26 protein-coding genes and 1 pseudogene are annotated in these 24,501 nt (G+C 62.7%); 18 read left to right on the top strand and 9 right to left on the bottom strand.

What is annotated here, in order from left to right; translation table 11 throughout:
• Positions 1-124: 124 nt before the first annotated feature.
• Complete coding sequence (locus DSHI_RS19800) at positions 125-832, top strand: GntR family transcriptional regulator (RefSeq protein ID WP_203426356.1); 708 nt, start codon at positions 125-127, stop codon at positions 830-832.
• Positions 833-841: 9 nt separating this feature from the next.
• Here the strand turns inward: DSHI_RS19800 and DSHI_RS19795 are convergent, their stop codons facing one another.
• Entirely contained in the window at positions 842-1,063 is a 222-nt protein-coding gene (locus DSHI_RS19795; protein ID WP_012187315.1) for a YgaP family membrane protein, read from the bottom strand.
• 50 nt (positions 1,064-1,113) lie between these two features.
• On the bottom strand, positions 1,114-2,040 hold the full coding sequence (locus DSHI_RS19790) for a homocysteine S-methyltransferase family protein (RefSeq protein ID WP_012187314.1): 927 nt from the start codon (positions 2,038-2,040) through the stop codon (positions 1,114-1,116).
• A 166-nt stretch (positions 2,041-2,206) separates the two neighbouring features.
• Here DSHI_RS19790 and DSHI_RS19785 point away from each other — a divergent pair, with 166 nt between their 5' ends.
• The 5 genes from DSHI_RS19785 (at position 2,207) to DSHI_RS22650 (ending at position 4,801) form a co-directional block, all read left to right on the top strand.
• The gene (locus DSHI_RS19785; RefSeq protein ID WP_012187313.1) at positions 2,207-2,602 is read left to right on the top strand and encodes a dihydroneopterin aldolase; all 396 of its coding nucleotides are present in this window, start codon (positions 2,207-2,209) and stop codon (positions 2,600-2,602) included.
• Positions 2,603-2,664: 62 nt separating this feature from the next.
• Positions 2,665-3,627, top strand: a complete 963-nt coding sequence (locus tag DSHI_RS19780) for an amidoligase family protein (protein WP_012187312.1) — start codon at positions 2,665-2,667, stop codon at positions 3,625-3,627.
• 1 nt (position 3,628) lies between these two features.
• On the top strand, positions 3,629-4,351 hold the full coding sequence (locus tag DSHI_RS19775) for a gamma-glutamyl-gamma-aminobutyrate hydrolase family protein (protein ID WP_012187311.1): 723 nt from the start codon (positions 3,629-3,631) through the stop codon (positions 4,349-4,351).
• A 65-nt stretch (positions 4,352-4,416) separates the two neighbouring features.
• Positions 4,417-4,611: a hypothetical protein gene (locus DSHI_RS19770; protein WP_012187310.1), complete on the top strand. Its 195-nt coding sequence runs from the start codon at positions 4,417-4,419 to the stop codon at positions 4,609-4,611.
• A gap of 25 nt (positions 4,612-4,636) precedes the next feature.
• Positions 4,637-4,801 carry a hypothetical protein gene (locus DSHI_RS22650; protein WP_012187309.1) on the top strand — a complete coding sequence of 55 codons (165 nt, stop codon included), beginning with the start codon at positions 4,637-4,639 and terminating at the stop codon, positions 4,799-4,801.
• 60 nt (positions 4,802-4,861) lie between these two features.
• Here DSHI_RS22650 and DSHI_RS19765 read toward each other — a convergent pair whose 3' ends face one another.
• On the bottom strand, positions 4,862-5,701 hold the full coding sequence (locus DSHI_RS19765; RefSeq protein ID WP_012187308.1) for a formate/nitrite transporter family protein: 840 nt from the start codon (positions 5,699-5,701) through the stop codon (positions 4,862-4,864).
• Between the two features lie 324 nt (positions 5,702-6,025).
• Positions 6,026-7,173 (bottom strand): annotated as a pseudogene (locus tag DSHI_RS21985) (IS3 family transposase).
• Between the two features lie 315 nt (positions 7,174-7,488).
• Here DSHI_RS21985 and DSHI_RS19755 point away from each other — a divergent pair.
• The gene (locus DSHI_RS19755; protein ID WP_012187304.1) at positions 7,489-7,962 is read left to right on the top strand and encodes a PRC-barrel domain-containing protein; all 474 of its coding nucleotides are present in this window, start codon (positions 7,489-7,491) and stop codon (positions 7,960-7,962) included.
• A gap of 114 nt (positions 7,963-8,076) precedes the next feature.
• On the opposite strand, the gene DSHI_RS19750 is transcribed toward DSHI_RS19755, so the two are convergent.
• The 3 genes from DSHI_RS19750 to DSHI_RS21980 form a co-directional block, all read right to left on the bottom strand.
• Positions 8,077-8,544: a baeRF12 domain-containing protein gene (locus DSHI_RS19750; protein ID WP_012187303.1), complete on the bottom strand. Its 468-nt coding sequence runs from the start codon at positions 8,542-8,544 to the stop codon at positions 8,077-8,079.
• Between the two features lie 107 nt (positions 8,545-8,651).
• Positions 8,652-9,062, bottom strand: coding sequence for a DUF4112 domain-containing protein (locus DSHI_RS19745; protein ID WP_012187302.1), 411 nt, complete (start codon positions 9,060-9,062; stop codon positions 8,652-8,654).
• Positions 9,025-9,192 (bottom strand): YqaE/Pmp3 family membrane protein, encoded by a 168-nt coding sequence (locus DSHI_RS21980; protein ID WP_012187301.1) that lies wholly within the window; start codon positions 9,190-9,192, stop codon positions 9,025-9,027. The genes DSHI_RS19745 and DSHI_RS21980 overlap by 38 nt, the downstream gene beginning before the upstream one ends.
• A gap of 268 nt (positions 9,193-9,460) precedes the next feature.
• On the opposite strand from DSHI_RS21980, the gene DSHI_RS19735 reads away from it, so the two are divergent.
• The 3 genes from DSHI_RS19735 to dps all read left to right on the top strand — a co-directional run bounded on the left by DSHI_RS19735 (position 9,461) and on the right by dps (position 12,192).
• A complete protein-coding gene (locus DSHI_RS19735; protein WP_245533098.1) occupies positions 9,461-10,855 on the top strand; it encodes a TrkH family potassium uptake protein in 1,395 nt (464 codons plus the stop codon).
• Between the two features lie 4 nt (positions 10,856-10,859).
• Complete coding sequence (locus DSHI_RS19730; protein ID WP_012187299.1) at positions 10,860-11,519, top strand: potassium channel family protein; 660 nt, start codon at positions 10,860-10,862, stop codon at positions 11,517-11,519.
• 190 nt (positions 11,520-11,709) lie between these two features.
• A complete protein-coding gene (gene dps, locus DSHI_RS19725; protein ID WP_012187298.1) occupies positions 11,710-12,192 on the top strand; it encodes a DNA starvation/stationary phase protection protein Dps in 483 nt (160 codons plus the stop codon).
• Positions 12,193-12,421: 229 nt separating this feature from the next.
• On the opposite strand, the gene DSHI_RS19720 is transcribed toward dps, so the two are convergent.
• Positions 12,422-13,879 (bottom strand): Do family serine endopeptidase, encoded by a 1,458-nt coding sequence (locus DSHI_RS19720; RefSeq protein ID WP_012187297.1) that lies wholly within the window; start codon positions 13,877-13,879, stop codon positions 12,422-12,424.
• 183 nt (positions 13,880-14,062) lie between these two features.
• On the opposite strand from DSHI_RS19720, the gene DSHI_RS19715 reads away from it, so the two are divergent.
• Both DSHI_RS19715 and DSHI_RS19710 read left to right on the top strand, forming a co-directional pair.
• The gene (locus tag DSHI_RS19715; protein ID WP_012187296.1) at positions 14,063-14,443 is read left to right on the top strand and encodes a hypothetical protein; all 381 of its coding nucleotides are present in this window, start codon (positions 14,063-14,065) and stop codon (positions 14,441-14,443) included.
• Positions 14,444-14,574: 131 nt separating this feature from the next.
• Positions 14,575-14,847 carry a YrhK family protein gene (locus DSHI_RS19710; RefSeq protein WP_012187295.1) on the top strand — a complete coding sequence of 91 codons (273 nt, stop codon included), beginning with the start codon at positions 14,575-14,577 and terminating at the stop codon, positions 14,845-14,847.
• Between the two features lie 2 nt (positions 14,848-14,849).
• Here the strand turns inward: DSHI_RS19710 and DSHI_RS19705 are convergent, their stop codons facing one another.
• A complete protein-coding gene (locus DSHI_RS19705; protein WP_012187294.1) occupies positions 14,850-16,001 on the bottom strand; it encodes an AI-2E family transporter in 1,152 nt (383 codons plus the stop codon).
• Between the two features lie 264 nt (positions 16,002-16,265).
• Between DSHI_RS19705 and DSHI_RS19700 the strand changes: the two genes are divergently transcribed.
• The 6 genes from DSHI_RS19700 to DSHI_RS19675 all read left to right on the top strand — a co-directional run bounded on the left by DSHI_RS19700 (position 16,266) and on the right by DSHI_RS19675 (position 24,499).
• Positions 16,266-17,291, top strand: coding sequence for a sodium:calcium antiporter (locus tag DSHI_RS19700; protein ID WP_012187293.1), 1,026 nt, complete (start codon positions 16,266-16,268; stop codon positions 17,289-17,291).
• A gap of 81 nt (positions 17,292-17,372) precedes the next feature.
• Positions 17,373-18,974 (top strand): sodium:solute symporter, encoded by a 1,602-nt coding sequence (locus DSHI_RS19695; protein WP_012187292.1) that lies wholly within the window; start codon positions 17,373-17,375, stop codon positions 18,972-18,974.
• 4 nt (positions 18,975-18,978) lie between these two features.
• Positions 18,979-20,100 (top strand): mechanosensitive ion channel family protein, encoded by a 1,122-nt coding sequence (locus DSHI_RS19690; RefSeq protein WP_012187291.1) that lies wholly within the window; start codon positions 18,979-18,981, stop codon positions 20,098-20,100.
• A gap of 717 nt (positions 20,101-20,817) precedes the next feature.
• Positions 20,818-22,398 (top strand): sodium:solute symporter, encoded by a 1,581-nt coding sequence (locus DSHI_RS19685; protein WP_012187290.1) that lies wholly within the window; start codon positions 20,818-20,820, stop codon positions 22,396-22,398.
• A 112-nt stretch (positions 22,399-22,510) separates the two neighbouring features.
• Entirely contained in the window at positions 22,511-23,308 is a 798-nt protein-coding gene (locus DSHI_RS19680; RefSeq protein WP_012187289.1) for an SDR family NAD(P)-dependent oxidoreductase, read from the top strand.
• 12 nt (positions 23,309-23,320) lie between these two features.
• On the top strand, positions 23,321-24,499 hold the full coding sequence (locus DSHI_RS19675) for an efflux RND transporter periplasmic adaptor subunit (protein ID WP_012187288.1): 1,179 nt from the start codon (positions 23,321-23,323) through the stop codon (positions 24,497-24,499).
• Positions 24,500-24,501: the final 2 nt, after the last annotated feature.

Here is a 24,501-nt window from a genome sequence, read left to right as displayed (position 1 = left end):
TGATGCCCTGAAATCAAGCGCTTGCTGCGCCGGAGACCCGCCGATCACCGCTTTGTTTCGGCAGCACTCTGGCGCTTCCCGAAATAGATGGTGTATACAATCAGGACGGGAATGAGTGATGGATATGGATGATCTGAGAGTACACGACGCGGCGCCGGACCGCGCCGAAACCACCCAGAACCCGGTGTTCGAGGGGGTGGAGCGGGCGATCCACGAACAGCGCCTGCCCCCCGGCACGCGCCTGGCCGAGGCCGAGTTGACCGAGATCTACGGCGTCTCCCGCACCATCGTGCGCGCCGGCCTGCAGGCGCTTTCCCATGCGCATCTCGTCACGATCCGGCCCAATCGCGGCGCCCGCGTCGCCCAGCCGACGCCCGAAGACGCGCGCGAGGTGTTCGAGGCCCGCGAACTGATCGAGCCGCGCACCGCCTACGAGGCCGCGCGCAAGGCCACCGTCGCCGACATTGCCCACCTGCGCAGGCACAGCGCCGAAGAACAGGAGGCGCTTGCCGCCCGGCAACATGGGCGCGCCCTGCGTCTCGGCGGCGCCTTCCACGTTGAAATCGCACGAATATCCGGACAGAGAACCCTCGAAGGGTTCGTCGAAGAACTGGTCGCCCGCTCCGCCCTGATCATCTCCCTCTACTGGGCGCGCGAACGGGTCCGCTGCGACACCCAATGCCATTCCAGGCTGATCGACGCCATTTCCCGCCATGATGCCGACGAAGCGGAAAGCCTGATGCGCTCCCACCTGCTCGACATCCACAGCGCCCTCGATTTCGGCGACGACAGCGCCGACGACACCGATCTGCGCGGCATGCTCCTCGGGTGATCCCGGCGCCTAGCGCCCCCGGCCCAGCAGGTGATAGATCGGGCACCAGCCCAGCAGCGCGGTCGCCAGCACCACCGCCCCGACCACGCCCGATCCCCAGACCGCAACCGGTCCCAGATCCCTGGCGAAGGGGCAAAAAAGCGCGAATCCAAGCAACACAAAGCTCAGCGCGACCCGCAAGGCGCGGTCCCAGGCACCGATACGTCCAAGTCGCTCTTCATACATGGTCATGCCTCCTTGTAGACCCGCAAGGAGGATAGGCACGCCCGAAATGCGGCGCATTAATCTGGAGCAACTTCCCGCGCCGACAGGCCAGCCGGAATCGTCTCTTTCACAGGGGTTTTCAGCACCCGCGCCAGCTCTTCGATATGGGCAGGCCCGATCTCGCAGCACCCGCCGACCGTGGTCGCCCCCGCCGCCACCCAGGCCTGCGCGAAGGCCGCATAGGCGGCGGGCCCGATATCCTGCCGCGCCTGCAGCAAATCCACCGTGGCCCCGATCCGGTTGAACCCGCTTTCGATCCGCGTGAACCCGTTGGCATAGCCCCCGATCCGCGGATGTAGCCCCGCCAGGATCGGCATCGCCTGCGACACCGCCTCGGGCCGGGCGCAATTGATCAGCACCCGGTCGGGCGAAAACGTCTCTAACACAGGGGAAATCGCCGCCAGCGGCTCGCCGGAGCGCAGCTTCGTGCCATCCGCGTCGTCCACGCTCAGGGCCAGCCAGACCGGCTTTCCCGCCACCTGTGCGCCCATCATGCCGCCGCGCGCCTGGTCGACCGACGACATGGTCTCCAGTACCAGCACATCGACGATCCGCGCCTGCAGCCGCGCCACCTCGGCATAGATCTCCGCCGCCTGCTCCGGCGGCGGCGCCTTGTCCGGCTGATAGGAAAAGCCCAGCGGCCCCAGCGCCCCCGCCACCAGCCCGCCGCCCGCCGCATCCCGCGCCGCCGCGGCGATCCCGCAGGCCCGCTCGGTCAGGGGGGCGAGCTGGTCCGCCATGTCGAACGCCGCCAGCCGATCCGGCAGCACCGCATAGGTGTTGGTCGTCGCCACCTCCGCGCCCGCGGCGAAGAAGTCGTCATGCACCGCGCGCACCAGGTCCGGCGCGTTCAGCAATGCCTCCATCGACCACAGCGGCGTCGCACGCCCGGCGCGCCGCACGAGCTCCTGCCCGAGACCGCCATCCAGAAGGGTAATATCCATGGGCCTGTTCCTGTTTTCCATCGGCTCGATATAGCCGCGCAGCACAGGGCGTCCAGCGGCCCCGGCCTTGCCCCGGCGCACATTCTCGCTACCTGCGGAGCATGCGGCGCGGACACCCCGCGCCATCCCCTTGCAAAGACCCTGTTTTGCCCCGAAGGACACCGCCATGGCCTGCCTTGCCACCGTCGAGCTGACCGCGCTCGAAATCGCGCCGGAAATCGGCACCTACGGCCCCGGCGACGTGGTGCCCGACACCCATATCCTCGACCTCAGCCTCGCCATCGACCCCGCCCTGGTGCTGATCGACACCGACGACATGGGCCGGGTCTTCGACTACGATCCGCTGGTGGCCGAGATCGACCGCCTGGCCCGCGATGGCCACTACGCAACGCAAGAGCGTCTGATCACCCGTATCACCGCCGCCTGCGCCGCCGAACCCGCGATCCGCAGCCTCGATATCCACCTGCGCAAACGGCCCGTGCTGGACGGGACGGGCACCCTCGGCATCCGGTTGCAGGTGGACGCCGCCACGCTCGACCGCTTCCGCACCGACGCAAACTAGGCTCTTTACAAGGGGCCATTGCCCCGGCGGGAACTTCTGCGGCTCTTGGGCGTTCAGCCCGCATGAGCCAGTTTCCCCCCCTGCCCCAAACCACCACCACCGATGGCGAGATTCGCAAGATCGGAGTCGAGATCGAATTCGCCGGCCTCCGCGAAGCCGACGTGGCCGAGCTGATCCGCACCCATCTCGGCGGTCGCATCACCTCCGAAAGCCGCCATCGCGTCACCGTCGAAGACACCCGCCTCGGTCGCCTGAAGGTGGAACTTGACACCCCCCTCGCGAAATACGCGGGCGACGGGCTCCTGGAAACCGGCCTCGACCTCGCCCGCCCGGTCATCCCGATCGAGCTGATCACCAACCCCCTGCCCCCGGACGCGCTGCCCCTGCTGGACGCCTTCTGCGACACTCTGCGGCAAGCCGGCGGCGAAGGCACCGGCCATGGCGCGCTGCAGGGCTTCGGCGTCCATCTCAATATCGCCGTGGTCGCCCCCGAGGCCGCCCTCACCACCCGCAGCATCCGCGCCTTCGCCCTGCTGGAGCCCTGGCTGCGCCATACCATGCCGCCCGACACGACCCGGCGCCTCCTGCCCTTCGTCGCCCCTTGGCCCGAGGCGCTGGTGGATGCGCTCGTCGCCGCCCCCTATGCAGGCCTCGACGCGCAGCGTGAGATCTACAAAACCCATGTGAAGAGCCGGAATCACGGCCTCGACCTGCTGCCCCTGTTCAAGGCCGCCGATCCGGAGGCTTACGCCCGGGACTTCCCCGGCCTGACCGAGATCGACGGGCGGCCGGCCTTCCATTTCCGGCTGCCCGATTGCCGCCTCGACAATCCCGACTGGTCCCTGTCCGAGGCCTGGGCGCAATGGCATACGGTCGAAACCGTGGCCGCGGACGACGCGCTTCTGACCGCGCTCGGCGAGGCTTGGGAGGCGCATCGCGCCCGGCTTTTGGCCTCCAGCCGCGCCTGGGCGGACACCGTCGATACCCTCCTGCCCACCCCGCTCAACGCCTTGCAAGGAGCCTGATATGACCCGTCCCCTGATCGGCGTGACCACCTCCTCCCGCTCGGGCTGGCGCGTCTTTCCCTTCATCAACCTCAACCTCTGGCTGACCGGTGGCCGGGGCCTGCGCTGGGGCGCCGGGCGTCCGGCGGATCTCGACAAGGTCGACGGCATCGTGATCGGCGGCGGCGACGACATCTCGCCCGAGCTTTACGGCACCGAGGTGCTGACCACCGCCCGGCTCGATCCCGCCCGGGACGCATTGGAACACGGGCTCGCCCGCGAGGCGCTGATCCGCAACATCCCCGTGCTCGGCATCTGCCGCGGCGCGCAGATGCTGAACGTGGCCGCGGGCGGCTCGCTGCACCAGAACGCGTGGCAGGTCCATCCGACCTCCCGCCCGGTGAAGACCGTTTTGCCCAAGCGCATGGTGGAGGTGCAGGCCAACGCCCGCCTCGCCCTGATCGCAGGCACCGAGCCGATGCGCGTCAACGCCCTGCACAGCCAGGCGGTGGACCGGCTCGGCGACGGCTTCCGGGTGGCCGCCCGCGACACCGGCGGCATGGTCCAGGCCATCGAGCGCGTCGAGGATCCCTTCGCCCTCGGCGTCCAGTGGCATCCCGAATACCTTGTCTATGCAAGGCGTCAGCGCGCGATCTTCCGCGCCCTCGTCACCGCCGCCCGCGCCCGGGCGCAGCATCGCCTGCAAACTCCGGACGTGACCCGCGATGCGCTGACGGCAGGCTAGAGACGCGGAACAACCCCTGCCCCGATGCGTTGACCCCGCAAGGAAACGGACAACAGGAGCGCGCCATGTCAGCCCCCGACACCAACCTCAAGACCCAACGCAAGCGCCATATCGGCGCCCTTGCCGGCATTGGCATCGCCGTGGCTTTCGCGGCCATTCTGCTGGCCGGCTACCTGGTGATCCTGGCCGACCGGGGCGAGGCCCCCGAAGGCGCGGACACCCAGATCGACGGCCGTTTCGGCGTCGAAGTCGAGAACTGAACCCGAACTCCCGAAAGGAAACCCCATGGAAATGACCCAACTTCTCGTGATCCTCTTTCTCTTCACCATCCTGGCGGTGATGGGCTTTGCCGCCTTCAGCAAGTATCGCACCGAACAGCGGATGGACGATCCGAATGCGCCGAAATCCAGCCTCGCGGCTGACGGTTCGGATCATCGCAAAGCCGACTGATCACCATGTGAAGAGCCTGTTTTGCACCCTCCCCCCCTGCGGTGGGAGGGTGCTTGCGTCTCAATCCTCCGAAATCTCCGCCCGGGTCTGCGCCCAGGCCAGCATGGTGAAGACCACCGTCCCGCCGACCACGTTCCCGGCCAGTACCGGCACGAAAAACCCCAGCAAAGCCTGCCCCAGCCCAAGCTCACCGGCCAGGAGCACATAGGCCATCTCGACCGAGCCCGCGATGATATGGGTGAAATCCCCCAGCGCGATCAGCCAAGTGAACAGCACGATCAGCGCCAGCTCGTTGCCCCGCGCCACCGGCAGCATCCACACAAGCGCCGCGATCAGCACCCCCGCCGGGATCCCCCGCGCGAAGCCCTCCACCGCGCCCATGCCCGTGGCGTGACGGCTCAGCTCCATCACCGCCTCGGCCACCTCCGGGCTCAATACCGGCGCACCCAGAAGGAACGCCCCCGCCGCGAAGGCGCCCACCACATTGGCCAGAAGCACGATCCCCCAAAGGCTCGCGACCTTGCCGAACATCTCGGCCGTGGGCGTGATCAGCACCGGCACCACCGTGGTGATCGTGTTCTCGGTAAAGAGCTGCATCCGCCCCAGGATCACCAGCAGGAAGCCCAGGGAGTAGCCGAAATTCTCGAGGATGTAGCGCCAGGGCGCATCGGGCAGATTCGCCCGTAAAAGAGCCTCTCCCAGCACCGAAAAAGCGATCAGAAGACCCGCCGCGACGCCCGAGAAGGCTAGCGCCATGGCCGGGCGCCGCAGCTCCTCGTCGCCGCTCTGCCGGATCGTCTCGAAGACCAGCCGCGAGGGCATCGCGGTGGCGCGCTCCACGGTGCGCTGTTCGTCTTCGGTCTCGATCGCGGCTTCGGCGAGGTCTGTGCGATCTGACATGAATCATCCTTTCCTGACATACCCCTGCCCAACCCCCGCGGGGGCGAATCGTTCCCTCGGACCGGAACCAATCCCGCCATGGCGCGTTTCCCCGGCCATGAGTACACCCTCCCGACCCAGTGGCAGCGACACGCTGATCCAGCGCGCGCGCCCTGCCACGGTGGGGCTCACCCTCGCAAAACACGCGCCGGTCTTCGCCGTGGCCTTCCTGCCCCGGCCCTCTGGGCGCTCGCGGAAGACACCCTGCCCCTCGGCGCGGCACCGCTGGCCCCCGTGGCCTGAGGTGCCCCGAGTTTCCGAGACACCTGCCTCGTTCAGTTTTCGCTATCTGATCTCGAAGTTAACGTGTGACAGCATGCCGTTGTTCGTGTGGTTGCGTTTTGCGTTGTAGAAGAGCCCGAAGTCTTCCAGCACGTCTTGCCGTGCAGCTTCTCAGGTTGGGTATGTCCGGCGCTGAATCCGCTCGCGCTTCACCAGCTGGAAGAAGCTCTCGGCGACCGCGTTGTCATAGCAATTGCCGCGTCTGCTCATGCTGAATTCCAGATTGTGCTGGCGCAGAAACGTCTGCCACTCGCGGCTGGTGAATTTAGAACCCTGATCGCAATGCACCGTGACCTGGCGAGTGGGCTTTCGTCTCCAAACAGCCATTAGCAAAGCTTGCAGGGCAAGACCCTTGGTCATGCGGGATTGTGCAGACCAGCCGACGACGCGGCGCGAGAAGAGGTCTATTACGACGCAGATGTCCATTCATGTGGCCGCCATCGGTCCGAGGCCTATGGCGGACACCAACCCTTGTGTGTCTTGATGTAAGTGATGTCGGTCACCCAGACCTGATCCGGGGCAGAGGCCTGAAATTGCTGCTCCAGCTTGTTCTCAGCCACGATGGCCGGCGTGCCGCCATAGCGGACCGGACGGCATTTGTAGCCCACCTGAGCAGCGATCCCAGCCAGCCACGGCCAACCGGGCAACACGGTTCTCCGAGATGCGTTCACCTTGGTTGCGAAGATCGTCGGGCAGCTTGCGGTAGCCATAGACCTTACCGCTGTCGGCCCACGCCTGCCGGATCAGATCAATCTGACGTGCATCCTCCTGCGCGCGGTGACTCAAGCCAGGCAAAGAAGCCGGAGAAATGGACCCGCAGCACCCGGCACGTGGCCCGGACGCCGAATTCTGCGCGATGCGCCCGGATGAAGGCGTACTTCATTGGGACTCGCGCGCGAAGTACGCCATTGCTTTTTTGGGATGTCGCGCTTCTCGGTCCCGCGAGCCAGCTCACGCTTCAGGCGCCGGTTCTCGGCCCCATGGTCCACGTCCGCGTTTGAGACGGGTTCCCCGAACAGCTTCAGCCACTTGTAAAGAAAATACGTGCTGACGCCCAAACGCCGGGACACCTCTCGCACAGGATACCCGCGAACCGTGATCTGATGCACCGCGTCGCGCTTGAACTCATCGCTGTAGTTGCTTGGCCCCATCTCGGCCTCCTTGCCTCAAAGTTAGGGGGCAAAGCATCTGCAAACCTAGGGGCATCTCGTTGATTTTGAACATAAACGATAACTGAACGCTAGCTAGGATACAAAGCACCCATCGCCTTCGAGGCTCTCAGAAATGCGCTGATGCACACGCAACAAATGACCGGGAAAGAGTGTGCTCAGCAGGAATCTCGGTAGGCCCTGCATATTCTTAAAGATGCAACATCCGGATGTCAGTTCTCGAAAGTGAAAACCTGGGAACCGGAGCGAGGCCGGGGCGTTTATCGAGTATACCGCAACAAGTAAAGGAGAACCGACATGAAACTTCTCACAACAAGCACCATCGCCCTGCTGGTCACCACTCCCATGGCGTTCGCCGATACCCACAATACCGGCGAAATGGCAATTATGAAGTCCGCGGACATGTACGAAAATCGCGCCGAACTCATCCGCAGTCGTGATATCACCGGTGGTGCGATCTACACCATGAACGCGGCTGACGACGAGTTCGACATGGATGATTGGGACGCCAATACCATGTATGACGCGGTGGACAGCGAGTGGAACGAGATCGGCGAGATTGAGGACCTGGTGCTCAGCAAGGATGGCAAGGTCATCGGGATCGTCGCTGAGGTTGGCGGCTTCCTCGATGTCGGCGACCAGCATGTGATGATCAGCGTCAGCGACATGAACCTCGTGGCTGTTGATGATACCACTTACACCTATGTCACGCGCCTGAGCGAGGAAGAGCTGGAAGCGATGGAAGGTGTGGACGAAGGTTTCTGGAACTGAACTTTCCCACATCGTCCAATATATGGCTGAACACCGCACACGGGCCCCCGGACGTATCGGGGGCCTTTTTCATATCATGCCATTGGTGGTGTCTTGCTGATGCCAAACGTCCAATCACGCCGCATCTGCCAGGGCTCGCGAAAGGTGCGTCTCGATCTCGTCCAAGGGATGGTTGGTCAAGATCTTCGGGATGTCGAGAATAATGCGATCTAACACCTCTTCGTGAAGTTCCTTGCGCAAGGCGCTCAATACAACGCGGCTTGCAACGATGACGACATGGTCGAATTGTCCCTGATGCGCCAGCTTGTAGAGTTTGTCCGCGAGATCCCGAGCGAAGCGCTCTTTCTCGAGCTGATGCCAATCCGTTTCATCGACAGCCGAGCGCTGTACGCCAGCCCCATCGTTGAAACGACCCGGTTTGTCTGTCGCCCAGTCTCGCGCCGCCGGGTTGGATTGTTCGATCTTTCTCGCGACGACAAGGTTCATGTCCTGATTGTCCCCCACATTCCGCAAGAACAAGGCCTTCTCACCGTCAGCGACGACGACGAAGGCGTTCTCTGGCAGTCCCGATATGCGTTGCATGAAATTCTCCTTTTCCATTCTGTGAGTTGTTCGTTCGGCCTAGGCTGCGTTGCCCGGGGCTGATGCGCAAAACCGCGCCGGTTGTGTGCCGGGCGCGGTTGTTCATTTCAGCTACTCTGGGCTTGGGTCATCGTTGCGCACGTGTCGAATGTGCCATCGCGATCCAGTTCCTTTTTCAAAAGCCGGACATTTCGCTGGTTCGCCTTGAACCCGACATCGAAGATGTCTCCGACTAACGGGATACCTCCGATGATCATGTCAGTACCAGTGTTCACCGCCATACGCGCAAGAACGCGACGTCGCACACCCATGCGCGCGGATTGGCCGATGATGTAAACGCCGGGCGCAGCGGTCACGAGATCTCCTATGCCAGGGACAAGACCAAGAATACTGTCCCAGCCAAACCGGATACCCGCGATCCTGAACCGGCTATCGAAGATGTTGGCGATCCGGTCGAGGCGCGCAAATTGTGCTGCGCGATCACGCCGGTTGGCGACGGGCGATGATGTAGACGGCATGTACGATCCCCGGAATGTAGCCCAGAATGGTGAGAAGAATATTGATCCAGAAGTGCTTGCCGAGCCCAACCTCCAGAAATACGCCCAGAGGTGGGAGGATGACGGCTACGATGATGCGCAGAATGTCCATAAACGTCTCCTTTGCAGTTGGTGTCGGTGTTCACGTATGACACCCCAACGGCCCGGCACTCTGTCGGGTTCCGCGCGAAGGGCAACCGGTGAACTGCCGGAACCTGTCGGCGCTTGGGGCGTTACCTGCCTATGTTTCTCAAACAGCATTTCACGTTGGTCACCTTGCGCGACCAGCCAAGTTGGCGATGAGCGTCAAGCGCGCGGCGGCGTTCCGCGGGGGCACCTCTCCTTTGATGCAAGTGGCGCGCGCCCCGGTGGTTGCCCTCATGCTTGCGAAACATGCGCCGGTCTTTGTCATATTGTGCGCCCCGCCTGCGATCTGGGCGGTTGCGGAAGGTCAGGCCATACTGGCTTTGGCGCTCGCCATCCCGGCGACATTCGCGGCGCTCGTGTTCCTCGCGGTCGCGCGGCGGCCCCTGCCGGACGATCTGCGTGGGGTCGAAGCCATCGTAACGATAGCCCTGGTTTTTGGGATGAGCGCTGTGTTTGTCACACCCGCATTCATGGCCCTTGGAATGCCCGTGGTCGACGCACTTTTCGAGGCGGTCAGCGGGGCTACGACGACGGGGCTCTCGGTCGCTTTCAACCCGGACGCGTGGCCCTTCGCGGGCCATTTCCTGCGCGCATGGGTGCAATGGTGCGGCGGGCTCGTCATGGCGACGGCGGTTCTCGCCATGTTGCTGCCGTCCGGCCTGCCCGCACGCAAGCTCGGGCAGGCGGGGATCGATCAAGGGGATCGGATCGCGTCCACCCGCAAACAGGCGCGGCAGTTATTGACCGCTTACGCCGCGCTTACGGGCATCATGACACTGGCCACCATGGCGACCATTCCAGACTGGCGCGAGGCGCTGGCGGTGACACTGTCGGCTGTGTCGACCGCGGGCTTTGCGCCCCGCTCCGACAGTCTCGCATCGTATGCGCCGCTGGCGCAAGGCATGGTGATGCTGAGTTGCGTGCTGGGCGCAGTATCGCTGCTGAGCTTCGTTCTGCTCAGTCAGGGCAAATGGCGCCAAGCTTGGCGTTTGGGTAGCCTTCGGCGCGTCGGGCTGACGGTGATCCTGTTCGTGGCCGCGTTGATCGCGTTCCTCGTGGCGGCGGGAGAGCGTGACGCCGGCGCAATCTACAGTAGCGCTCTGAACCTGATCTCCGGTCTGACCACGGCAGGATTCTCTACCGGACCGATCTCGGATCTCGGACCTGTCTTGCTGCTGATCGTGGTGGCGATGGTGCTGGGCGGCGATGTGGGCTCGACCGCCGGTGGGCTAAAGCTGGCCCGGGTCGCCGTCATCGTTGGCGCCATCCTGCATGCGGGGCAGCGGCTTCGGCTGCCGCGCAACGCGGTCGCGCCCCTGCGCCAAAACGGCGAACCGGTCGCGCCGGAAACGCTTGTCAGCATTCTCGGGCTGTTGGGCATCTACCTGGGCGCTTTGATGCTGCTTTGGCTTCATATCCTGGCCCATGGCCATGACGCCTTAGGAGCCCTTTTCGAGGCCACGTCGACGCTTAGCACGGTGGGTTTGTCGACGGGCATCACGGGGCCGAGCATGAGTGTCGATCTGAAATTGTCGATGACCTTTGCCATGTGGCTGGGCCGCGTCGAATTCTTTGCCGTGCTTTTGCTTCTTGCTCCGCGCACCTGGCGCGGCACCACCGGAGGATAATTCAATGCGTATCATCATTCTGGGCGCGTCCCGTTTCGGCAGGGCCATCGCCGAACAACTCATCGACGCCGAGCACGAAGTGATTGTCATAGACAAGTCCCGCGACCGGTTGGAGAGGCTGGCCGACCAGCTCGATTGCGGTATGCTGGAAGGGGATGGCACGATGCCCACGACCCTCCGAGAAGTCTTCCGCGATGAAAACGACGTCTTCGTGGCCGTGACCAACGCATCCGAGGACAACATCCTCGCCGCCCTGGTGGCCCGGTCGGTGGGCTATGGGCGCGTCATTCCGCAAATCGTGTCATCCGAACTGATGAAGGTCTGTACCGAACTGGAACTGAACGATGCGATCAATCCCCATGCAACCGTGGCTGCGGATGTGGCTGAGGCGATGCAGGACCGGGCCGAAATCGACCACGACACGTCGCTCTCAAACCAGCTGGCCATAAAATGCGTCCACGTGCCCGCGTGTCTCGACGGACGCCCGTTGCAGAAGCTTGACTTGCCAGAGAACTGCCAGGCCGTTGCGCTGATCCGCGACGCAGACGAAAGCTTTGTCGAGGATGACACCGAACTGGCCGAGGATGACCAGGTCCTCTTCGTGTTGGAGCGCGACAAGATCGACGCCTTGGCAGACGTGTTTCGGACATCAGATAGCGACTGAGCCTATTCGGGCGAATTTCGGCAAGTCGAGTCACCGCAGCAGGTCCAAGGCGCCACGCCCCTGTCGGGCATCGCACCGAGGCGAACTTTTAGAAACCAGACACACGGCACAGAGCGGCGCATGCACTGGAACCCAACGCCCTGGTCGTTGGTTGAAACGGTGATTGGAACCGCAACATGAGGAGCGAGACATGCCAACGAACTTCGCCGATGGCCTTAACCAAGACACCCGGGCGCAGGTCGTCGATTTGTTGAACGAGAACTTGGTGAACGTTATCAACCTTACGCTAGCCGTGAAACAGGCGCATTGGAACCTCAAAGGACGCGGCTTCATCGGGGTTCACGAGCTTCTCGACGATGTGGCCGACCGGCTACGCGACGGGGCCGATACCATGGCCGAGCGTGCGGTGATACTTGGCGGATACGCCAAGGGCACCGCGGAAGTCGTCGCCGAACAATCCACACTTGAAGCCTATCCGCTCGAGTTGTCCGAGATCTCCGAGCATATCGAACACCTCAAGGCGCGTTTCATGGAGGTCGGCAAGGCTATTCGTGCGGCTGCCGAGGTTGCCGAGGAGGCAGGCGACGAAGATACAGCGGACCTGTTCACCGAAATTAGCCGCGGTGTGGACAAGGACGCATGGTTCATCGGCGCGAACGCAGAGGGAGCGTAAAAACCGCCTCACGGCATCGGAAGGGGCTGCCTGTGAAGGGCAGCCTCTTTTTTGGTGCTTTGGAGAAGCGTGCGCACACGTCACCCCAGTATTTTTTTCGAACAGGGAGCGGCGCGTGACTGCCCTTTCCCTGCGAAAATTCTGCATGGACAGGGCCGTTGATCCCAAAATGCCGTAAAAAAGGGCCGCCGTACGGATACGGCGACCTTTCTGAGCAGTGTTTCCGATCTTACTTCGACACGACCTCTTCGCTCAGATTGACCACCACGAAATTGTACCCTTGCCCGCGGAAAACCCGGATCAGCAGCGTCTCACCCTCTTCGGCCGCGCGCGCGATGGCATCGCGCAGTGTTTCGACCTGCCCCAACGTGACATCAGCAGCCTCCACAAGGACGTCGCCGGCGCGAAGACCTGCTTCGGCGGCGGGACTGCCCTGCGTAACTGATTGCACCAGCAGGCCCGACACCTCGTTCGGGATACCGGCTTGCGCGCGGAGCTCACCAGACAGCGGCGCGACGGACACGCCTATGCGCGGGCCGTCCGCGTCCGACCTGTCATCGCGGCCCCCGGCATCAGGCTGGGCTGTGGCGGACTGCAGGTCGGGCCGCTGCCCGATGGTAACCTCCGCCTGAACTCTGTTGCCGTTGCGCAGGTAGGTCACCATGACCGTGGCACCGACGGGCGTGTCAGCCACGGCAAAAGTCAGATCGCGGGGTGTGTCGACGGCGGCGCCGTCGATTTCGAGCAGGACGTCGCCCGGCTCCAACCCCGCCTCGAAGGCCGGGCTGCCCTTCGTGACATCCGCAAGCAGTACCCCTTGGGGGTCTTCAAACTTGAAAGCCCGGGCTAGGGCCTCGTCCACCGGTTGCACCTGCACGCCGAGCCAGCCTCGCTCGACTCGTCCATCGTCTTGCAGATCGTCCACAATGCGCTCGGCTACGGCCGACGGTACAGCGAAGCCGATGCCGACATTGCCGCCCGTCGGCGAGAAGATCGCGGTGTTGACACCCACGACGTCGCCCGAGACATCAAAGAGCGGGCCTCCCGAGTTGCCGGAATTGATTGCGGCATCGGTCTGTATGAAACTGTCATAGGGTCCCGCGTTAATATCCCGAGCGCGTGCAGACACGATCCCGGCGGTCACCGTACCCCCGAGGCCAAAGGGATTGCCGATGGCCACGACCCACTCGCCGATGGACAGATCGTCGGAAGACCCCCAGACGACATGGGGCAGATCGGTGACATTTTCGATCCTCAGGAGCGCTATATCAGTCGCGGGGTCGGTCCCGATCAACTCCGCATCGAGCCGCCGATCGTCATTCATAATCACCTCGATCTGTTCCGCGCCTGCGATCACATGGTTATTCGTCACGACAAGACCATCCTGCGAAATGATGAACCCCGATCCTTGGGTCCGCATCGGGCCTTGCGGGGTCGGCGGCGTTGGGCCGCCGAAGAACTCTCGCATCCCGGGCGGCAGTTGCGGCTGGATCGCAGGCGACGGATCAGGCGCCGGGCCGGTCGACAGGATACCGACCACGGCAGGCAGGCGTTCCGTCACCATTTCGGAGAAATCGGTCGGACTGTCGAAATCTGTCTGTTGCGCTATGGCCGGCAGGGCTGAGCCACCAGCGGGCAGTAGGGCAAGGACCGCAAGAGCGCGTGGAAGGGCGGGTAAGCAATACATGGGAACCTCGTTTGGTTGGGCATATCGCTTTTGAAACGCTGCCCACGGGGCACGGTTCCAGTAACCCTTGCTGGCAAGCCGGTAGCCGGCCAGCCAAATGGCTCCCGCGCAGCATGGAACTGCCTTAGCAGCTGCGCATTAATCCTTTGAAGTCGCAAGTTTCAGAAAAGGAAGTATGCACCGATGGCCAAGCAAGACCCCAAATGGACCCCCGATGTGGAAACACCTCCGACGACGTTTCCGAGAACCCGCGAGGAATTGGTCGAGGCGAACCGCCAGCGGCGCAAACAGGAACCAGCCGCCGCAGCACAGGAAACCGATTCCGAAAGCGGTGCACCGGCCGCCGTGCCTTTGACTCCACGCACCGAACCGGCCCGTACCCATGCGGTGAATGTCACGGAAGACCCTTCCGACGTGCGTGCTGGCCCCGGGGATGCAGGCGCTGCGGACACCCCGACAAAGCGGCCGCAGGTGGCTCGTGAGTACAATGACAGTTGGCGCAAGGCCTTCAAGTGGATCGCGGCGCTGGTTGTCCTCGGGATCATCCTCGCGCTTATTTTCTAACAAAGATGCTAGGCCGGTTTCGGGCGCAAGGCGCGGTTCTATCCACTCAGGCAGTTTGACGGCGGGGCCAGCACAAAGGTCTCGCCTTTTGCAAACAGCCGTTCTTCACACGAGCTCCTGGAGACCCTTCGATGCGTGCTCACCAGTTTCTCCGTATCTTTGTCCATCAATATGAGTGGGTGCACTTGGGTGTCGGCATGATCGGCAATGCGCTGTTCTTGATCGGCAGTATTCTTTTTCTGCCTGACTGGGCCGAAACGCAGACCGGTATGCTCGGCGAAAAAGTGAAGTGGCGCACCGTCGGCGTGTGGTTTTTCATCGCCGGCGCCACGCTGATGCTGATTGGTAGTGTCGGAGAGGTCTTGGTGTCACTTCGCTCCAAACGCAAGGCACGCAAGAGCTAACGTCAGCCTGACAATGCGTCGTCCAGATCGGCTGCTCGGCGTTGGTTGGACAGAAGCAACGCCAGCGGCCTGAGTGCACGCACGTAATTGCAGAAGATCATGATCGCCAGCGTTATCGGTGTAGCCAGAAACGCCCCGGCAATCCCCCAAAACCATCCCCAGAACAGGACGGCCACGAGAATTACCAACGGCGACACGGCAACGCTGTTGCCCTGGACTCGCGGATCGAGCCAGTTCCCAATCACCTGCTCGATCAAGACCAGCCCGGCGGCCAGTAACAAGGCCGTACCGGGATCGAGCGTCAGAAATGCATAGATGCTCGGCAGTACACCCGACACGATCGAGCCGAGGTTCGGAATGAAGTTCATCAAGAATGTCAGGATGCCCCAGACCAGCAGCAGATCGAGATCAAACGGCAGGAACCACAGGGTGTAGGCGACGGCAGTGATCAGTCCCATCACCGCGCGCGTCGCAAGGAAGCGACGCAAGGCCTGGCCGAGGCGCGTGGTCACCTGGCGCCAAGGGCGGTCGCGGTCCGTAAGAATGTTGTCGAGCTTCGCAGCCCAGTTGTCCGCTTCGGACAGTGCCAGCAACACCAGAAAAAGCACCAGAAAAAGCCCCGCCAAGAGAGCGCCGGTGGAGGACGCGACACCCTGCGCGACCCCGCTGGCCCAGTTGAAAGCCATGTCCGCCAATGCGGCACCTTGGTCGTCGAGCATGTTTCGCAACTGTGTAAGCGCAGCAGTCCAAACATCAGTATTGCCCTGCCCCGACGAGGCTCGTTCCAGCAGCACATTGCTCAGCCTTTCCGAGACGTCTGGCAGCTGAGTCGCGATCTGCGTGACACAATAGGACAGGCCAACGATAAACGTGGCCAGGATCGAGAGCAGGAAAACCATGACAAAAGCTCGCCCGAGCCAAGACAAGGGTTTTGGCAAACGTTCGGCCACCGCGCGATCCATGGGCAGAACGGCCAGAGCGACGAAAACCGCGATGACGACCGGAATTGCGATTGGTGCCATTGCGCGCAAGGCGGCAAACATAGCGATTACGAGAAGCGCCGCAACGAGGCCGAGCGCGTAGTTGCGCCGGCCCATTGCCGCACGCCCTGCGCCGGAGACGTTGGTCTGCTTCGACTGTGCCACCTGATCCATCACCTACCCTCTACTGGCGACTGTGCATTGAAAAGGCGAATGTGCCGCCCCATTGTCGCCTGACGCGACCCGTTCGCGCGATGAAAGCTCTCCAGCGCCCCGCGATGTGTGCGCGACATGGATTTCCGATGCGACCGGCCCTGCGACACATGCGGCCCAAAAACCTCTCCGATGAAACAAACCGAGCCGGCCGGAGGTTCCCGTTCCAATGCTTTTCTTTCAGCACGCATGGACCCCAAACGGCACGGGGCGCGTTCCCACAGCATGTTCGCCTCACTCTCTTCGCCCGTTCTGTTGGGGATCGGCCTTGTCGCGACGGTTGTGATCCTCGTCAGCGGGTTGCGCATGACCGGGCTCGCGGATCGCATCGCGGACCGGACCGGCCTGGGCGAGGCGTTGATCGGCGGCGTTCTATTGGGCGCGGCCACGTCAGTATCCGGGACGGTCGTGTCGCTGACTTCGGCGCTCTCGGGCAACGCCTCACTTGCATTTTCCAACGGGATCGGCGGCATTGCAGCGCAGACCGCCTTCCTCGCCATCGCGGACATGCTTTATCGCCGGGCCAACCTAGAACACGCGGCAGCCGAGCTGGCCAACATGTTTCAATGCGGTATCCTATTGTTGCTGCTATCGGTGCCTTTCGTCGCCTATTCCGCGCCGAGCGTCACGATCTTCGCGATCCACCCCGCCTCCATCTTACTGGTCGTGATATATGCCATCGGTGTGATTGCCACCGCACGCCTGCGCAAACAGCCGATGTGGGAGCCCGTTGACACAAGCGACACCCGCCCCGACACACCCGAGGATGAAGATGATCGCTCGCAACCGGCTCGGGGCCTAATCCTGCAATTTGTCCTGTTGATGTTGATCATGGGGTCGGCAGGCTGGTGCATCGCGCAGTTGGCACAAGTGCTGATCACACGCTACGAGCTGTCGTCCTCTATGGTCGGGGCCTTGATGACGGCCGTCGTGACCTCCTTTCCGGAGCTGGTCACGACCCTCGCTGCGGTCCGGCGCGGGGCGCTGCAACTGGCCGTCGGCGGGATCATCGGCGGCAACACCTTCGACATCCTGTTTCTGACCTTGTCGGACATCGGGTTTCGGGACGGCTCCGTCTATCACGCGATCGGACGGGATGACCTTCTCTGGCTGGGTGTTGCGGCAATGATGACCGCCGTTCTGTTGCTGGGCCTTCTATACCGTGAACGCCGTGGTCCCGGACGTATCGGCGCAGAAAGCGCGACGATGCTGGCGATCTATGCCGGGGGGATCGCAGTTCAGGCCTTCTAGCATTCTTGACCCTTCTTCAGGGAACCGCATCGCGTTTTGCCGGTTGTCTGTTCATCACAAACGCAATGAAGGGCCAAAACCATGGGCGACGCGAAATTTGACCTTCACTGGATCGATTACGCCATCGTTGTCATCTATTTCATCGGCGTGATCGCGCATGGCGTCTATGTCTCGCGCAAGAACGAGGAAGGCGCAGACGGTTACTTCCTCGCGGGACGGTCGCTGCCTTGGTACCTGATTGGGTTTTCGCTTTTCGCGTCGAACATGTCGGGTTCCAGCTTCGTGGGTTTGATGGGCGGCGCCTATGCAAACGGTATCGTTATCTTCAACTACGAATGGACCGCTGCACTCGTCCTGATCCTGTTCGCAATCTTCGTGCTGCCCTCCTTCCTGAAAGCGAAAATCTCCACCGTCCCCGAATTTCTCGAGCAGCGCTATGACGTGCGCTCGCGGCGGGCCTTCTCGATATTTACCATTCTTGCCATCCTGTTCATCGACACGGCCGGGGCGCTCTATGCCGGTGGGCTCGTGATTTCGAACGTGACGGGTTACCTCAACCTCTGGACAGCCGTCGCCGTCCTGGCCCTCGTTGCGGGTATCTATACCATCCTTGGTGGTCTTTCGGCGGTGGTGGTCACCGACACTGTGCAGGCAATCCTGCTGATCATCGGCGCCGCGATCCTATTCTGGCTCGGCCTTGACGAGATCGGTGGGTGGGAACAGCTCTTCGTCGACATTCCCGAAGGCCACGACCAACTTATCCTGCCTGCCGATGACGATTTCCTGCCGTGGACGGGGCTGTGGGGCGTGGTCTTGCTGGGATTTTATTACTGGACCATCAATCAATTCGTGGTGCAGCGCACGCTGGGCGCCAAGAACCTCAAGGAAGGGCAGATCGGTGCCCTCTTCGCGGGCTTTCTCAAACTGCCGAACATCTTTCTGATGATCATCCCCGGGGTCATCGCCCTGAAACTCTATCCCGAGCTTGAAACACCTGACCTCGCCTTCCCGACCCTCGCTTTCGAACTGATGCCGATTGGTGTGCGGGGCCTGATCATGGCCGCCCTGATCGCAGCGATCATGTCCTCACTCGACTCGGCCATGAATTCCGCCTCCACCCTTGTGGTCAAAGATTTCGTCGAGCCGATCTGGGAGGTAGACGAGGGCAAGCAGGTTTGGATCGGCCGTTTGGTGACCGGCGCTGTCATGGTCTTCGGCGCGATCTATGCGCCTTCCATTGCCGGGTTCGAAAGCCTGTTCAGCTACTTCCAGTCCTCGTTGAGCTACATAATCCCCACCATCGTCGTGGTCTATATCGTCGGCCTTTTCGTGCCATGGCTGAACGGCAATGGCGCATTCTGGACGATTATCCTTGGCCTCGTGGTGGGCATTCCTCTGTTCATCATGAAAGAGGTGACGGGCGTCTGGGCCGGCATGGGCCTGCCCGAGATCCACTATACGATCATGTCGACCCTCATGATGTGTCTGGGCCTGGCCACTCATTTCGGGATCTCCGCTCTGACCCGAAAGGCCGACAAGGAAAACATCGAGGACCTCGTCTGGTCTGCCGCCGACACAAAGGCCATTTTCACCCAATGGGAAGAGCCACTGTGGCAGGACCGTACGATCTGGGCCGGGTTGCTGATCCTGTCGACCATCGGTTTTGTCGCGTGGTTCTGGTAACCGGATGGAAGAGATCACATCACAGATCGCGCGCTGGGGTGACCTGATCGAGGGGCTGCCGGCCTTCTTGGCCCCGGCGGCGCTGCTTCTGGCGGCCGTGGTCGCGGCCCTCCAGCTGCACGCGCTGGCCTTCGCGCTCCTGTCCCGTTTCACCAAGACGAATTGCGGCGTGGTCGGCTCCCTCGCCGAGCGTGCCCGACGCCCGTTGCGACTTGCGTTCATCCTTGCCGCACTGGCCATCACGATCCCACAAATCGGCCTGCCCTACAGATGGGAGAGCCGCTTGGGCCATCTCTTTCTTGTCCTTCTCATCGTTCTTGTCGGCTGGACCGTTATCATTCTGACGAGCCACTTCTCCGATCGGGCAATTCGCCGTCACCGACTGGATACGGACGACAACCTTCAGGCGCGCAAGTTCGTCACTCAAGTCCGTGTCCTGAAGCGCACGGCCAACATCGTCTTCGGCATTCTGACCGCCGGCGCGGTTCTGCTGACCTTTGAAAGCGTGCAACGCTACGGCGTCAGCCTGTTTGCCTCGGCAGGGGCGGCGGGCCTGATCCTGGGCTTCGCGGCGCGCCCCGTGCTTGCGAACCTGATTGCGGGTATCCAGATCGCCATCACCCAACCGATCCGGCTGGATGACGTGGTAATCGTCGAGGGAGAATGGGGTTGGATCGAAGAGATCTACGCCACCTATGTCGTGGTCCGCATCTGGGATTGGCGGCGCATGGTCGTGCCGCTCAGCTACTTCATCGAGAAACCCTTCCAGAACTGGACCCGTGAAAATGCGTCGATCATCGGCGCGGTCTATTGGTACATGGACTACACCGTGCCCATCGCCGAAATGCGCGCCAAGCTTGAAAAGACCGTAGAAAACTCGCCGCACTGGGATGGCCAGGTCGTGAACCTGCAGGTGACCGACACCGACAAGGACACCCTGCATATCCGCGGACTGATGAGCGCGCGCACATCCCCCCAAGCCTGGGATTTGCGCTGCGAGGTGCGCGAGAAGTTGATCGCGTGGCTGCAAGCCGAATACCCCGAAGCCCTCCCGCGCCTCCGCGGGGAGTTGGAAATGCGCCCCGAACGCGCATCCGGATCGCTCGAGCAGGCCGACGCGGCTTGACGCACCCAAAAAAAACGACCCCGAGGCTCGCACCCGCCCCCCTTATGCTGTCGCCGACGAACGCCCGGAGTTACTGGTCATTTGCGGGTATTTTGTCGGAAGTTGGCGCCCATGTTCACGAAGGGTTTCTCCGTTCCCGGTGCGCAGCATGTTTTTGTAACCAATACCGTCGGCGAGCTTCACCGCGGTCCCATGTCTGGGTCGTCGACAGCGAGCTGCACCTGAACGCCGCGGCCAAGCTAGAGCAATTACTCTCGGCGGCACATCTGCATCTGGGCCCGATCAAGCGAGCAGATCGAGATAGATTGAGGCTTGGCCGAGCATAGACGGATCAGCGTCGCACTCACTCCGCTCTATGTTACGGCACGGCTTTGCCTCATCATCGGCGTGACCCGGGTCGCATCTTCGATGAAAACCGGTCTTCATCGTCTCCGCGGTGCTGGCTGATCTTCGCGGTGCGGTCCGCGCTGGCTCCGGACAGCCTTAACGGCCTGGTCAAGAAGATCGCCACCCTGCCCGCGCCTGCGTTTTTACTATACCGCAGACCCACGCATCTGCGCGACTGAACCTCGCGCTGACCGCAATGCGGTCGGCTGTGCCACCCCCCGTTACGGAACCTTCCCCTCACCATGGCGTTACCAATGTGCTGCGTAAACCCGCGTGGCGCGGTCCTATTTTCGGCCCGCACGCATACCCGAAGGCCGAAGGAGACCCACCATGGAACAGCAGATCGACGCCAATCTCACGATGCTCGATTACGGAGTGATTGCCGTCTATCTGGCGATCGTGATCGCCATCGGGGTCTGGGTCGCGCGCAAGACCCGGACGGGAGAGGATCTGTTTCTGGCCGGCCGGTCACTGGGTTGGGCGGCGATCGGGTTTTCGCTCTTCGCCTCCAACATATCCACCTCGACCCTCGTCGGCCTGACCGGCAGCGCTTACACAGGTGGCCTGACGGTCTCTTCCTATGAATGGATGGCCGGGATCCCGCTGCTGTTCATGGCGTTCATCTTCGCGCCGGTGTTCCTGAAATCGCGCATCTCGACCACGCCGGAATACCTCGAAAATCGCTATTCCCGCCGCGTGCGCCTGTATTTCTCGGGCCTGACTATCGTCTTTACCGTGATCGTCGATACCGCTGGCGGGCTTTATGCGGGTGCCGTCGTGCTCAAGGTCTTCTTCCCCGATCTCGACATCTGGATGTCTTGTGTGGCGATTGGCCTCTTCGCGGGCATATACACGGCAACCGGCGGCCTGCGCGCCGTGGTCTATACCGATATCCTGCAGGCGGTGGTGCTGATCTGCGGCACTGGCCTGACTGCGTTCCTGATGTACCAGTCTGTCGATTTCTCGTGGGAGTCGGTGCGCAGCCAGGTCCCCGAGGGCCATCTGAGCATCGTGCAGCCCATCGACGACGACACCCTGCCCTGGCCGGGGCTGTTCACCGGTGTCTGGCTGCTGGGCTTTTGGTACTGGGTCACCAACCAGTACATCGTGCAGCGCGTTCTGGGCGCGAAGGATCTGAGCAATGCGCAGTGGGGCGCCATCCTGGGCGGTATCCTCAAGATCCTGCCGACCTTCTTCATCATCCTGCCCGGGGTCATGGCGCTGGTCACACTGCCAGATATCCAGAACTCGGACCAGGTGTTCCCGATCATCATCACCGAGGTGCTGCCTTCGGGCCTGACCGGGCTTGTCATGGCCGGGTTGATCGCGGCGATCATGTCCACCGTGGACTCGACCCTGAACTCGTCCTCAACCCTCTTGATCAACGATTTCCTGACGAGGCCCGAAAAAGAGCCCGACCCCGAGACGGCGAAGAAATGGGGCATGATGGCGACCCTTGGCTTCATGGTGATCGCCATCGCCTGGGCGCCGCTGATCCAGTATTTCGGCGGCCTCTGGGCCTACATCCAACAGGCCTTCTCGGTGCTGGTCCCGCCGCTTGTGGTGTGCTTCACACTCGGCGCCCTGTGGTCCCGCGGCACCGAAAACGCAGCCTTCTGGACGCTGATCATCGGCCATACCCTCGGCCTCGTGGTCTTCATGCTGAACCAGTTCGGTATCTGGCCTCTGCATTACACGATCAGCGTCACTATCATGACCGCCGTCTCCGCCGCGATCTTCGTCGCGCTCAGTCTGCGGGACGACACACCGGATGTGCGCGAGGATGCGCTCTGGCAGCGGGCGGACGCCTTCGACACCCCCGCAACCACTGCACCGGTGCTCAAGAACGTGAAGACCCATGCGATCCTCCTGATCCTGCTGATGATCGGCACGCTGGTGCTGTTTTGGTGATGCGGACCCGGCCCGCGGCGTCGGCGGGCCGGATGCCGGGCTGCGGGGGAACCGCCCCTGCCCCGGGACGTTGACCGCACAACACACACAGTTTCACAAAAGGACCCACCCCATGGAATTCGGATTGAAAGGCAAGACAGCCCTGATCACCGGCGGCGCCTCTGGCATCGGCCGGGAAACCGCGAAGTTTCTGCGCGACGAAGGCGCAAACGTGATCCTCGTGGATCTCAAAGGCGACAAGGTGGCCGAGGCTGCCGAGGCCCTGGGCGATCGCGCCCATGCCCTCCAGGCCGACCTGTCGGACACAGAACAGGCCAACGGCCTGGTTCAGACCGTCGAGGAGCGGTTCGAGATGCCCGATATCGTGGTCTGCGCCGCCGGTGTGACCGGAGCCAAGGGCCATCCGCTGGAGATGACCGATGCCGACTGGCACGAAGCATGGAATACCGATTTCATGTCGGTCGTGCGCACCTTGCGCGGGTTCGTGCCGCGCATGGAAAAGCGCGGTTGGGGCCGCGTGGTAATGGTGGCCTCCGAGAACGCCGTGCAACCCTATGCGGACGAAGCGGTCTACAACGTCGCCAAGGCGGGATTGCTGAACTTCGCCAAGGCCCTCAGCCGGGTGACTGCTCCCAACGGTGTGTTGGTCAACACCGTTTCCCCCGCCTTCATCGAGACCCCGATGACCGACGGCATGATGGACCAGCGAGCCGAGCAAATGGGAACCAGCCGCGACGAGGCGGTCAAGACCTTCCTCGACGAAGAGCGGCCCTATTTGGAACTCAAACGCCGCGGCAAACCCGAAGAGGTCGCCGCGACCATCGCATTCCTGTGTTCGCAACAGGCCAGCTTCGTGGTGGGCGCCAACTACCGGGTCGACGGCGGGTCCGTGGCGACGATGGCGGTTTGATCTGTCAAGCCAATGACGCGATCCAACCCCTCAAAGGCTGATCACGGCCGCAAATGGCCGTGGCTCGTGCTGGTCGCGACACTTCTGCTGCTGGCCGGAGGCGGGTACTGGTGGCTGTCGCAGCCAGCGGAGCGTCGGTCTGGTGGCGATGCAACGCAGTCGCCGCTTGTGCGCGCGACTACACTGGAGGCCACCGATCACGTGATCCTGCATCAAACTGGCTTCGTCAGAGCCTCAGATGCCGTGGAGGTCGTCCCGCAGATCACCGAGCGGATCGTGGAAATCGCGCCCTCTTTCGACGTCGGGCAGCGTGTGGTGCAGGGTACGCTTTTGATCAGGCTGGACGCCAGGGTGGCCGAGGCCAATCTGCGCACCGCCGAGGCCCGGCTCGCGCAAGCCGAGGCCGCGCTGGAAGAGACCCGCATCAGCCTTGAGCGGCAGCAGAAACTTCACGTCGAGCAGGTCATCAGCGAAGCCGCGCTGGATGATGCGCAAGTGGCGCAGTCCCGAGCCGAGGCAGATGTCGCGATGGCCGAAGCCGAGTTGGCCCGCGCCGAGATCGCGCTCAACGACACGCAGCTGCGCGCGCCGTTCGATGCCATCGTCACCCGCGAAAACGCGTCACTGGGGCAACTGGTGCAGGCCGGCAACAGCATCGGGCAACTTGTCGCCACGGACCATGCCGAAGTGCGCATGGGACTTTTGCCTTCGGACCTCTCGGTTCTGGGGCAGGCCGCCGCGGCGCGCGGCCTCTCGGTAACGGTCAGCGATCCGGCGACGGGCCGCACCCTGCGCACCGGCAAAGTCGGTGCCATCGTTCCGGCCATCGACACGGCCACTCGCACGGTGACGTTGATCGTGGATATCCCCGACCCTTTCGCCGAAGGCGAGTCCAGCGTGCGCATTGGCGAGTTGGTCGAATTGTCCCTGCGCGTTCCCTTGGGCGCGCCCCCGGCGCTGCGCGTGGCGGCCGAGGCACTTAAGGGCGGCGACACGCTCTGGCGCATCTCGGACGGGCAGCTCGAGAGACGCGATGTCTACGTGCTGTCCCGTACCGACAGTACTGTGACCCTGCGCGGCGAGGCGCTTTCGCAAGGCGACAAGGTTCTGCTCAGCGATCTGGCCGCGCCCGCGGATGGTGACACAGTCCGCGTGGCTGCCGATGCGATGCAGGTCGCTCGGGGCGATTGAGC

This window comes from Dinoroseobacter shibae DFL 12 = DSM 16493 (genome assembly GCF_000018145.1).
In the GTDB taxonomy this organism is placed as follows: Bacteria; Pseudomonadota; Alphaproteobacteria; order Rhodobacterales; family Rhodobacteraceae; genus Dinoroseobacter; species Dinoroseobacter shibae.
The sequence above is the reverse complement of the archived record's forward strand: the minus strand, read 5'-3'. Positions and strand labels throughout refer to the sequence as shown.